The 11,052-nt window shown below is 71.2% G+C and carries 11 protein-coding genes; 7 read left to right on the forward strand and 4 right to left on the reverse strand.

Annotation, left to right across the window (positions count from 1 at the left end):
* Positions 1-120: 120 nt before the first annotated feature.
* Positions 121-501 carry a VOC family protein gene (locus tag C1I99_RS05150; protein ID WP_111132984.1) on the reverse strand — a complete coding sequence of 127 codons (381 nt, stop codon included), beginning with the start codon at positions 499-501 and terminating at the stop codon, positions 121-123.
* A 75-nt stretch (positions 502-576) separates the two neighbouring features.
* Here C1I99_RS05150 and C1I99_RS32605 point away from each other — a divergent pair, with 75 nt between their 5' ends.
* Positions 577-735 (forward strand): hypothetical protein, encoded by a 159-nt coding sequence (locus C1I99_RS32605; RefSeq protein WP_158553974.1) that lies wholly within the window; start codon positions 577-579, stop codon positions 733-735.
* Between the two features lie 361 nt (positions 736-1,096).
* Here C1I99_RS32605 and C1I99_RS05160 read toward each other — a convergent pair whose 3' ends face one another.
* Positions 1,097-1,924 carry a DJ-1/PfpI family protein gene (locus C1I99_RS05160; protein ID WP_233512335.1) on the reverse strand — a complete coding sequence of 276 codons (828 nt, stop codon included), beginning with the start codon at positions 1,922-1,924 and terminating at the stop codon, positions 1,097-1,099.
* A gap of 390 nt (positions 1,925-2,314) precedes the next feature.
* Here C1I99_RS05160 and C1I99_RS05165 point away from each other — a divergent pair, with 390 nt between their 5' ends.
* From C1I99_RS05165 to C1I99_RS05185, 6 genes are all read left to right on the forward strand, one after another.
* Entirely contained in the window at positions 2,315-3,646 is a 1,332-nt protein-coding gene (locus tag C1I99_RS05165) for a PepSY-associated TM helix domain-containing protein (protein ID WP_111132986.1), read from the forward strand.
* Positions 3,647-3,857: 211 nt separating this feature from the next.
* Complete coding sequence (locus C1I99_RS05170; protein ID WP_146603895.1) at positions 3,858-4,526, forward strand: hypothetical protein; 669 nt, start codon at positions 3,858-3,860, stop codon at positions 4,524-4,526.
* Complete coding sequence (locus C1I99_RS34515) at positions 4,523-4,645, forward strand: hypothetical protein (protein WP_267897473.1); 123 nt, start codon at positions 4,523-4,525, stop codon at positions 4,643-4,645. The genes C1I99_RS05170 and C1I99_RS34515 overlap by 4 nt, the downstream gene beginning before the upstream one ends.
* A 463-nt stretch (positions 4,646-5,108) precedes the next feature.
* Complete coding sequence (locus C1I99_RS05175; protein ID WP_111132988.1) at positions 5,109-6,770, forward strand: radical SAM protein; 1,662 nt, start codon at positions 5,109-5,111, stop codon at positions 6,768-6,770.
* On the forward strand, positions 6,767-7,573 hold the full coding sequence (locus tag C1I99_RS05180) for an SAM-dependent methyltransferase (RefSeq protein WP_111132989.1): 807 nt from the start codon (positions 6,767-6,769) through the stop codon (positions 7,571-7,573). Before C1I99_RS05175 ends, C1I99_RS05180 begins: the two co-directional genes overlap by 4 nt.
* Positions 7,570-8,940 carry a dihydrolipoyl dehydrogenase family protein gene (locus tag C1I99_RS05185; RefSeq protein ID WP_199561970.1) on the forward strand — a complete coding sequence of 457 codons (1,371 nt, stop codon included), beginning with the start codon at positions 7,570-7,572 and terminating at the stop codon, positions 8,938-8,940. Before C1I99_RS05180 ends, C1I99_RS05185 begins: the two co-directional genes overlap by 4 nt.
* A gap of 37 nt (positions 8,941-8,977) precedes the next feature.
* Here C1I99_RS05185 and C1I99_RS05190 read toward each other — a convergent pair whose 3' ends face one another.
* Together C1I99_RS05190 and C1I99_RS05195 are read right to left on the reverse strand one after the other, a co-directional pair.
* Positions 8,978-10,555, reverse strand: coding sequence for a phytoene desaturase family protein (locus tag C1I99_RS05190; RefSeq protein ID WP_158553975.1), 1,578 nt, complete (start codon positions 10,553-10,555; stop codon positions 8,978-8,980).
* Positions 10,552-11,052: vitamin K epoxide reductase family protein (locus tag C1I99_RS05195; protein ID WP_111132991.1), on the reverse strand; the 501-nt coding region annotated here is incomplete at its 5' end. The genes C1I99_RS05190 and C1I99_RS05195, both read right to left, overlap by 4 nt.

Consider the following 11,052-nt stretch of genomic DNA (forward strand, 5'->3'; position numbering starts at 1 on the left):
CGGTCTGGGTGACTGGGCCGTGCCATGGGCCAAGCGTTGAGCTTCGCTCCCTGGCCGCTCCGCCACCAGCTCCTGCACCGGCACCGGTGACTGCGCCTGAGCGGATGGCGACTGCGGGCATTACCCTTCGCGGGGCTGGCTCACGGCGAGGATGTTGCCTTCGCTGTCCTTGAACCAGGCGCCGCGCAGCGTCGCAAGCTCTGCGACGCCGTTGACCGTCTTGAGACCAGGGAGGTCGTACTCTTCGAACGTCACGCCGCGCCCCTGGAGGTCCGCCATTTCGGCGTCGAGGTCGGCGACTATCCAGGCCGCCAGCGTGTGGGGGGCCTGCCCGGCGTTAGAGGTGGGATAGATGAAGAACTGCGTTCCCCCGGACTCGAAATGAACGGCGTCCCCGGACTCTCGCGAGATGGTCAGGCCCAGGGTGTCGCGATAGAAGCGCTTGGCCCGTTCGATGTCGCTCGCTGGAATGGCCGCCTGCGCCGGCGCGTCTGTCAACATGATGGCTCACCTCCTTCGGCAGCGTAACCAGCACTAGGCCGGCACGCTTCCGTTTTGTCGCACTTTGGCATCGCCGTGACCGCTCTGGAACTCGCCGCGTGCGTGTCCGAGGAGCCCTACCACGCTCACCACCGGGCGATCGTGGATGTGTTCTTGCAGGCTGCGGTGGCCGATCAGTCGCGGCTGCGGGTGGATGAGGTGCTGGCGACGCTTCGGGAGAACGGCTGGACGTGATCCGCTGTCGGAGTCTGATCTCGAGGAGCGGCTGACCTACCTGTTCGAGCACGGCGACCTCACGCGCGACCACGACTACGACGACGCGCCGAACCTCCAGTTCCTCCGCCAGCCCGAGCAGCGCCGCTGCCTGCAGCCACGCGGATCTGCGGAGCCGCATCTGGCGGGCGCCGACGCCAACTGACGGCTCAGGTAAGCCCCACGCCGCCGGCCGTCCGGATGGGAGGACCGGCGGCCTGCCCGGCCGACGCAAACGCCACCGAACCCCCGGGCCACGCCGGTCGGATCGAGCTATCTAGTTCGGTTCGGGTGGCGGAATGGTTCCCTCAAGCGGTGGCCCAGCTCAGGAGATTACCGACGGTTATCGGGCGGCGTCTTCGAGCAGCTGCAGCGCGAGCTGCTGCAGCTCCGGTCCGGCCTTCTCCGGGCTACCAGTGTCGAACGGCGGCTGGGGGTCGTACTCCACCGCCAGTTGCAGAGCCTGGGCCACCCGGTCACCAGACAGCTTCGATGCCAGATGCAGCGCCATGTCGATGCCCGCCGACACCCCGGCCGCCGTGATGATCTTGCCGGACTCAACAAACCGGCCCGGCGTGTACACCGCCCCGAACGTGGTCTCCATGTAGGAGCGCGACGCCCAGTACGTGGTGGCCGGCACCCCACGCAGCAAGCCAGCGGCACCGAGAATCAACGCGCCGGTGCACACCGACGTCGTCCACCTCGTACCCTCGTGTAGCCGACGCACCCAGTCCACGGTTTCCTCGTCCTGCATGGCCGCGATGACGCCTCGATTCCCGGCGCCCGGTACCAGCAGCACGTCCGCCTCCCGTACCTGGTGCAGCGCGCGGTCGGCGACCAACCCGAGCACACCGGTGTCGGTGCGCACCGGCCCCACGCGCTTGGCCACCGTCACCACCGACGCGTCCGGAACCCTGCACAACACCTCGTACGGACCCACCGCATCCAGCGCGGTAAACCCGTCGTACAGCAGGATCGCAACACGCGGACCACGCCGCCCAGAGCCGGCACCGGCCGGGACCGCCAGACTGGCCGAGGCCAACCCCACGCCAACCCCGCCGGCCGTTGCGGCCCGCAGAACCGCCCGCCGCCCAACATCCACACTCATCACACCCGGCTCCTCCCGAAGGCTGTCGACAGGTAGTCGATCCGGCAGGTCAGCCAGTTCCATGGTGATCACGGAATACCGCAGCCCTCGGATAGCCGCACTCCACCAGCTGCCACGGGGGTGAAGCGGGCCGCGCCAGTCGTGTGCCAGAGCACGCCGGTGTTCCCACGCCGACGACCTAATCACCTGCGGCTTGGTGCGTCAGAGGGCGGGCAGTGCGAGTACGCAGGCCGGCGCGGCCAGACGGGTCACAGCTTTACTCGATTGCCCTCCTCGGGAACCAGCGGCGGCAATCCGGCGACTCCCTAACCGACACCATTCGCGCCGGGACCCGAGGAGCCTGCCCTGACTAGCGACGGCGACACCACGATCGAGAAGGCCGCTGCCACTGCCACGCAACAGCAGCCTCCACGTCCAGGCCCTTGGGCGCTGTTGCGGCCACTGGTGCTGCGCATGCACTTCTACGCGGGCATCCTGATCGGCCCGGTTCTCCTGGTCGCGGCGCTCAGCGGCGGCCTCTACGCGCTCAGCCCGCAACTGGAGAAGGCCCTCTACGCCGACCTGCTCACCCCGGCAGCCGCCTCTACTACTCGTGTTCCGCTCGCCCAGCAGGTCGCCGTCGCCGAGCAGGCGAGCACCGTCGAGAACCTGGTCGCCGTCCGGCCCGCGCCCGAGGGCGGCACAACCCGGGTGATCTTCAACGACGGCTCGTTCGCCGAGTCGTACCGGCACGCGGTCTTCGTCGACCCCAGCACGGGAAAGGTGCTGGGCCAGGAAACCGTCTACGGCACCACCGGAGCGATGCCCGTACGGTCGTGGATCGACGAGCTGCACCGGTCACTGCATCTGGGCGACACGGGCCGCTACTACAGCGAGCTGGCCGCTTCCTGGCTGTGGGTGGTCGTCCTAGGCGGGTTGGCTCTGTGGGTGGCCCGGGCGCGAACCCGCCGCTCGATGCGAGCCGCGTTCCTGCCAGAGAAGAGCGTACGAGGCAGGGCTCGTACCCGCTCCTGGCATGCAGCAGTCGGTATCTGGATGGCCAGCGGGTTCCTTGCGTTGTCCGCGACCGGGCTGACCTGGTCACAACTGGCCGGCGAGAACGTCGCCGAGTTGCGGGCGCAACTGGGCTGGTCCACCCCATCGGTCAACACGACAACCACGGCCCCGACGGTCGTCGGCGGCGAGCACTCCGAGCACGGCGGAGGTATGGCCACGGCGACCGGCGCAGTGGACGTCACCACCATCGACAAGGTATGGGCCGTCGCCCGCGCAGCCGAGGTCGACTCCGACCAGGTGGAGATCGCGCTACCCAAGGGCGAGGGCAGGACCTGGACGGTGACCGAGGTGCACCGCGCCTACCCCACCTCCGTGGACGTGGCGGCGGTCGACCCCGCCACCCTGCAGGTCACCGACGTGGTCCGTTTCGCCGATTACCCGCTCATGGCCAAGCTCGCCCGCTGGGGGGTGGACATCCACATGGGCACTCTGTTCGGGCTGGCCAACCAGATTGTCCTCGCCATCCTCGCGCTGGGCCTGGCCGTGATGATTGTGCTCGGTTACCGCATGTGGTGGCAGCGCCGCCCCACTCGCGCCACCGGATGGCCGCTCAGAACGGCGTACCCGTCCGGCGGGCTACGGACGCTGCCCTGGCCCGCACTGGGGGCCGTGGTCATCGTGGCGGTCGCGTTCGGGATCTTCCTGCCCCTGCTAGGGCTCAGCCTGCTCGCGTTCCTGATCGTCGACCTGACGCTTGCCGCCCGCCGGCGGTTGACCGCGCGGAGCTGACCACTGGGAAGACCTGTCGCCGCGATCATTCCGAGCTCACCTTAAGACATGGAATGGGCGCCCTGCCGATCTCGTGGGCTCCTGTTTGCCGCGGTCAATAAGCGGGTGATCGTGGACGAGTACTGCCCGAGCCTGCAGCCGATCGGGACGGTCGATGCGGCCGCCTGCTGCCGTCTCGATGGGCGCGCGCCGCGCGGGTACGGTGTACCGGATGATCACTCCCGCGCAGACGACGTACCGGCTGAACAAGGACATCGGTGCCGTCGTGCGGCCGCTGGGCTTCTACGGCACTCGCGGCACCTGGTCGGTCGTCACGACCGACGGCGTCGCACAGGTCAATGTCACGCGGCGTGTGATGCGCAGCGTCGGCGGCGGCACGATCTTCGTGGCCGTGGGCATCAGTGTGGTGCCGGTTGCGTGGTGGGAGTACCTGAACTGGCGCGCCGCCCGCTGGGGCCAGCCTGCGATCCCGTTGGACAAGAACGCTACGTCCTACAGGATCGGGTTCGTCGAGACCCGCCAATGCCCGGAGGACAGTTACTACCACCTGCGCCTGGACCCTGACAGGTACCCGGCGACCGTGACGACGACCGAGGAGCTCGACCACGCCGCGGCGCTGCTGGTCGGTGCGGCCGACAAGCTCGCCCACACCGCCCTCGACCTGCTCCGGCCCGGCCGTTACCTTCAGGCGCTGCGCGGCATACCCGACCTAGGCGGTGCGATGTGGGAGCCGCTGGTGGTGCTGCTCGCCGAGGGCGGCCCGTCGGCCGAGCTCGACGCCGCGATCGAGGACATGCGTGCCGACTACGCCAACTACGGCTTCGGCCCACCCGACATGGAGGTCGAGTACGCCCGCATGCGGGCCGCCGCGGCGGCGTGAGCGGCAAAGTGTGCGATGGGATCATCCAGGAAGAGTTGCGCCGGATCGGCGGCGAGGCGATCAAGGATGATCGGCCGGTGCGGGACATCATGGCGGGGCATGCACACCGGGAAAAGTAGCGGCTGGTCACCTTCGCCGTCCTCGTCCAAGCCTTCTGCACCCTGCTACGCCGTAAACACTGCTCACGGGTACGCCGTGCCCCTACTGTCGTGGTCGTGTGGCTACGGATGGCCCTCGGCGCGGTGTACACCGCGATGGCCGCCGAACAGCGGGCCTCCTGGTCGCGGACGCCGGACCCCTCGACGCCTACCAGGTGCTGCCGCGAGCGGCAGCCGCCGCCACGTCGGTCGAGCGTCGCGAGACGACGCGCTGCGGCTGGCGCGCGCGGTCGGCATGGTCGACTGGTCGCCGCCGTGTGTCGAGGTGCGGCGCCGGGCCGCGGCGGCCGATGATGAACCCACGCCCCAGTGGGCCAGAGCATGTGGCCAGGGTCCGGATCGGGGTGTGTAAGCGCGATCACGGAACGAGTACGGCTTTCCGGGCAGGTTGGCACCGCAGATCTGCCATCACGCGAGGAGTCTCATGACCGCTGTCGAACCCGTCCCCACCGCTGTTCGTGAGCCGGTGGTGGCGCCGCCGGTCAAGCGGGACCGGGACGAGATCTTCGTCGAGTACACCAAGTCGATCTGCCCGGTGTGCAAGGTCGTCGTCGACGGCCAGGTCAACATCCGCGACGACAAGGTGTACCTGCGTAAGCGCTGCCGCGAGCATGGGCAGTTCGAGGCGCTGGTGTACGGCGACGCGCAGATGTACCTGGACTCGGCCCGCTTCAACAAGCCCGGCACCATTCCGTTGACCTTCCAGACCGAGGTCGTCGACGGCTGCCCCAGCGATTGCGGGCTGTGCCCAGAGCACAAGCAGCACGCGTGCCTGGGCATCATCGAGGTCAACACCGGCTGCAACCTGGACTGCCCGATCTGTTTCGCCGATTCCGGCCACCAGCCCGACGGCTACTCGATCACACTGGAGCAGTGCGAGCGGATGCTCGACACCTTCGTCGCCTCGGAAGGGGAGGCCGAGGTGGTGATGTTCTCCGGCGGCGAGCCCACCATCCACCGGCAGATCCTGGAGTTCATCGACGCGGCGCAGGCCCGCCCGATCAAGGCGGTCAACGTCAACACCAACGGCATCCGCCTCGCCTCCGACAAGCGGTTCGTCACCGCGCTGGGGGAGCGCAACCGCCCCGGCCGGGCGGTCAACGTCTACCTGCAGTTCGACGGCTTCGACGAGCGCACCCACCGCCAGATCCGCGGCCGGGACCTGCGCCAGATCAAGCAGAAGGCGCTGGACAACTGCGCCGAGGCCGGGCTGACCGTCACCCTGGTCGCCGCGGTCGAGCGTGGGCTCAACGACCACGAACTCGGCGCGATCATCGAGTATGGGCTGGCGCACCCCGCGGTGCGCAGCGTGTCGTTCCAGCCGGTCACCCACTCCGGCCGGCACGTGGAGTTCGACCCGCTCACGAGGTTGACCAACTCCGACATCATCCACGGCATCGCCGCCCAGCGACCCGACTGGTTCACCGCGTCGGACTTCTTCCCGGTGCCGTGCTGCTTCCCGACCTGCCGGTCGATCACCTACCTGCTCACCGAGGGCACCCCTGGGGAGCCCGGCTTCGGGCTGGTGCCGATTCCCCGGCTGCTCAACGTCGCCGACCACCTCGACTACGTCTCCAACCGGGTGGTGCCCGACCATGCCGTGCGTGAGGCCCTGGAGAAGCTGTGGTCGGCGTCGGCGTTTATGGGCACCGACACCACCCAGGAGAAGCTGGCCGCGGCTGCGGCGGCGTTGGACTGCGCTGACGCGTGCGGGGTCAATCTGCCTGAGGCGATCGCCGACCTCACCGACCGCGCCTTCATGATCGTCATCCAGGACTTCCAGGACCCCTACACGCTCAACGTCAAACAGCTGATGAAGTGCTGCGTCGAGGAGATCACCCCCGACGGCCGGATGATCCCATTCTGCGCCTACAACTCTGTCGGCTACCGCGAGCAGGTCCGCGAGCAGATGTCCGGCGTGCCGGTCGCCGACGTCGTGCCCAACGCCGCGCCGCTGCAGCCGGTGCTGATCGATTCGCCGTACGGCTCGAAGATCGTCCATGGTACGGACACCTGTCGCGACAACGGCGGCGGCGCGGGCCGGATCGCCCCGGACTCCACCAACGTGGGCCGGCGGCTGCGATGAACCCGCCGACTCCCGCGGTGCCTGCGGCCGAGGCGAAGGCGTGCTGCGCCGCCGTCTACGGTTCCGACGTCGTCGCGCTGCTGCTTGGGGACTCCTACCATCCCGGCGGTCTGGCGTTGACCCGGTGGCTGGCTGGCCGGCTCGGCCTGCGCTCCGGCGGGGCTGTGCTGGATGTGGCCAGTGGACGGGGCGCCACGGCCCTGCTGCTGGCCGGCGAGTACGGCGCCGACGTCACCGGGGTTGACCTGTCGGAGGCCAACGTCGCCGCCGCCACCGACGCGGCCCGGCGTGCCGGCCTCGCCGCGACGGCACGGTTCCGGCTCGGGGACGCCGAACGTATGCCGGTGCCCGACGCGGCGTTCGACGTGGTGGTGTGCGAGTGTGCGTTCTGCACCTTCCTCGACAAGCCGACGGCCGCCGCCGAACTCGCCCGCGCCCTGCGTCCGGGTGGGCGGCTGGGCCTCACCGACGTCACCGTCGAGGCCGACCGGCTGCCTGCGGAGCTGTCGGGGCTCGGCGGGTGGATCGCCTGCGTCGCCGACGCCCGCCCGCTCGACGAGTACGTCGGCATCCTGACCGCCGCCGGGCTGCGGGTGATCGCGACCGAACGCCACGACGCCGCGGTCGCCACCATGCTCGACCAGATAGAGGCCCGGCTGGCCCTGGTGCGGATGACCGCCCGCGACCGGGCTGAGGCCGCCGGCCTGGACTTGGGCCGGGCCCCGGCGGTGCTCTCCGCCGCCCGCGCCGCGATCGCCGACGGCGTCATCGGCTACGCCCTACTGGTGGCGGTCAAACCGTGACCGGCGGCTACGACCTGATCGTGATCGGTGGCGGTGCGGCTGGGCTCGGCGCCGCGCGCGCCGCCGCCGTTGCCGGCGCCCGGGTGCTGATGGTCACCGATGACCCGCCCGGCGGCGATTGCACGTTCACCGGCTGTGTGCCGTCGAAGACGCTGATCGAGGCTGCCGCCCGCGGGCTGCCGTTCCCCGACGCGGCGCGGCGGGTGCGTGACGCGATCGCCGCGATCGCCGCCACCGAGGACGCCGACGCCCTGCGCGCCGAGGGCATCGAGGTCCGCCGCAGCCGGGCCCGGTTTACCGCCCCCGGTCGGATCGCCGTCGACGGCACCGTCCTGCCAGCCCGCCGGGTGGTGGTCGCCACCGGCGCCGCCCCGACTGTTCCGCCGGTGGACGGGCTCACCGGCGTGCCGTACCTGACCAGCGAGACGGTCTTCGACCTCACCGAACTGCCCCGCTCGCTGGTGGTGCTCGGCGGCGGCGCGACCGGCTGCGAACTGGCCCAGGCGTTCGCCCGGCTCGGTAGCCGCGTCACCATCGTCGAGGCCGCCCATCGGCTGCTGCCCGCCGAGGAACCGGCCGCGTCGCGGGTCATCGCCGAGGTGTTCACCCGTGAAGGCATCCAGCTGCGGCTCGGTGCCCGCGCGCTCAAGGTCGGCACCGGAGCCACCGGCGGCGTCCGGCTGTTGCTGGACGGCGGCGCGGACATCACCGCCGACCGGCTGCTCGTGACGGTCGGCCGCCGGCCGGTCACCGCAGACCTGGACCTGGACACAGCCGGTGTGGCGGTCGATGATCGCGGGCACGTGGTCACCGACGAATACCTGACCACCACCGCGCCCGGCGTGTACGCCGCCGGTGACGTCACCGGTCGCATGCCGTTCACCCACGCCGCGTTCGCCCAGGGGCGCCTGGCCGCCGGCAACGCCCTGTCCCGCCGCCGGCGCCGCTACGACGCTTCGCCCACCCCATGGGTGACCTTCACCGACCCCGAGGTCGCCCGCGTCGGCCTCACCGAAGCCGACGCCGCCGCCCACGGTGGCCGGGTTGCCTACCTGCCGATGGTTGAGATGGATCGGGCTGTCACCGCCGACGCCACCGACGGATTCATCACCCTCATCGCGGGACCACGCCGGCTGCTGCGCCAGCTGGGCGGCGGGCGGATCCTCGGCGCGACCATCGTCGCCGCCCGCGCCGGGGAGATGATCCACGAACCGGCCCTGGCGATGGCCACGAACATGTTCGCCGGCCGCCTCGCCCAGATCACCCACGCCTACCCCACCTGGTCCTACGGTGTTCAGCTCGCCGCCGCCCAGTTCTTCACCACCATCGGCGGCCGCCGCGCCCGCCCCGCCACAACGGGCTACTGACGGCTGCCCGCCGGCTGGCGTCGGCCCGGCTCGCCGGTCAGCGGCCCATGGCCCTGATCAGCGCGCGGGCGGCGGCCCGGCCCGGGGTGCCGGCGACCCCGCCGACCGGCGCGGTGCCCGCTCCGGAGATGACCAGGCCACGCACTGGTGTGAGGTGCCCGGCCAGTGCCGCGGTCGGCCGCAACAGGGCCAGCTGGTCGAGACTGATGTCCAGGTACATCGGATGCGCGCCGGGCCAGCGCAACTGCCGCGCCATGTCCGGCGGCGTGTGCACCACCCGGTCGATGATCGTGCTGGTGAAGCCGGGTGCTCGGGCCTCGACGGTGGCGATCATCCGGTCGGCGAACTCGTCCTTCGCCGCGTCCCAGCCGCCGCGCAGCCGGTACGGGGCGCACGGGCAGGCCAGGTACACGGTGTGCTGCCCGGGCGGGGCCAGGGTGTCGTCCAGGGCGGTGGGTGTGAAGGCGTAGGTCGGCACCGGGTCGTCCGGCAGATGGCCAGCGTGAGCCTGGGCGAAGCCGTCGGCCAGCGAGGCGAGGCTGTCGACGTAGGACTGCAGGCCGTTCCAGTCACCCGGCCGGCCCTGCCGGTAGGCGGGCAGGGCGGTGGTGGCCAGCAGCACCAGCATCTGCACCGCGTTGCCCCGCCCGGCCGCCCGCAACTGGTCGGCCTGCGGCCCGTCAAGGGGCGGGTCGAGCAGGCCGAGTAGGGCGATCTGCGGGTCCACTGCGGCGAGCACCGCGTCGGCGGCGATGTGCTCGCCGGATTCGAGCTCCACGCCGGTTACCCGGTCGGTGGGCGCCGTGCTGCGCAGGATCCGGGCCACGGGCGCCTCCGTGCGCCACCGCCCGCCGGACGAGGTCAGCCGGGCGGCGAGGGCGTCGGCCAGGGACTGTGACCCGCCCACCGGGTGCCACTGGCCGACCTGGTGGTAGAAGGCCTGCCACAGCGCGAACGTCGCCCCACCCACGTCATCGGGAGAGGCAGAGGCGTGCGCGGCGAACGCCGCCACCGGCGCCCTTACCAACTCGGTGGCGAACCGCTCACGCAGGATGCGCCCGTACGGGGCCAGCAGCGTGCGGCCGAGTCCGACCGGACCGCCGTTGCGGGCCACCGCCTGCCCGGCGGCGCCCAGCAGGCCGGGCAGTTGCCGGAGCCGGCGGTGGCGGCCGGCGCCGGAGTCCATGGCGGCCCGCATCGCGGTGACGACGGGCATCGCCTGGCGCATCCACGCCGCGTAGCGGCGGGCCTCGCCGCGGTCGGCCCGCGCGATCGACTCGACGGTGGCGGCGACGCTGCGGTGGAACCGCACGACCATCCCGTCGGTGAAGACCGCGGTCGAGAACGGGTCCATCTCCCGGTAGGCCAGCCCCACCTCGGCCAGCCGCAGGTCGTCGACGATGTCCGTGGCGTTGATGATGTTGTGCGCCGCGGAGTGGGTGTTGAACCGGTAACCCGGCAGCAGCTCGTCGGTGCGCGACCCGCCGCCCAGCTTGCCGGCCTGTTCCAGGACGAGGACCTGCCAGCCGGCGCGGGCCAGATAACACCCGGCGACCAAGCCGTTGTGGCCACCCCCGACGATGACAACGCTGGGTGTGCGTCGGCGGCTGCTCACGACCCGTCGCGGCGGCGCAGCGTCCGCCACGCCTGCATCGCCTCGCCGAGGGTGAACGGTACCGTCGCGGCGGTGGCGGCCGCGGCCACCGTGCACCAGCCGCATAGCCGACGGTGCTTGGTGACCTGTTCGGCGAACAGCCAGGCACCGGCGGCGGCGTCACCGGCGGCCTTGCCGGCGGCCAGCAGCGGGATCCACGGCTGCCGGCGGGCCCGGTCGGCGGCGCCCATGCCGACCAGCGCGAGGGTTCCCGCCGCGCTGGCCAGGGCGAGCGCGGTGTCGGGGGTGTGCCCGAGCACGTACGCCTCGCCGCTGGCGTCGACCCGGTCGGCGTCCAGCACGCGCACCGGCGGCTCCGGCAGATGCCGCACCAGGCCGAACTGGTACGCCGCGACCACCGCGTACGCGCCGGTGGCCACCAGTGTCAACCCAGCCGCCCACCGGCGCCGGCGCATCACCGGCGAATCATCCAACCGCAGGTCGTCGCTGACCCGCTC

It is taken from the genome of Micromonospora deserti, assembly GCF_003236335.1.
Taxonomy (GTDB): Bacteria; Actinomycetota; Actinomycetes; order Mycobacteriales; family Micromonosporaceae; genus Micromonospora; species Micromonospora deserti.

Bases quoted from the DNA above. Each gene is read 5' to 3' on its own strand.
- C1I99_RS05150 (WP_111132984.1), bottom strand. From the start codon at position 501: ATGTTGACAGACGCGCCGGCGCAGGCGGCCATTCCAGCGAGCGACATC.
- C1I99_RS05160 (WP_233512335.1), bottom strand. From the start codon at position 1,924: ATGGAACTGGCTGACCTGCCGGATCGACTACCTGTCGACAGCCTTCGG.
- C1I99_RS05165 (WP_111132986.1), top strand. From the start codon at position 2,315: ATGCACTTCTACGCGGGCATCCTGATCGGCCCGGTTCTCCTGGTCGCG.
- C1I99_RS05170 (WP_146603895.1), top strand. From the start codon at position 3,858: ATGATCACTCCCGCGCAGACGACGTACCGGCTGAACAAGGACATCGGT.
- C1I99_RS05175 (WP_111132988.1), top strand. From the start codon at position 5,109: ATGACCGCTGTCGAACCCGTCCCCACCGCTGTTCGTGAGCCGGTGGTG.
- C1I99_RS05180 (WP_111132989.1), top strand. From the start codon at position 6,767: ATGAACCCGCCGACTCCCGCGGTGCCTGCGGCCGAGGCGAAGGCGTGC.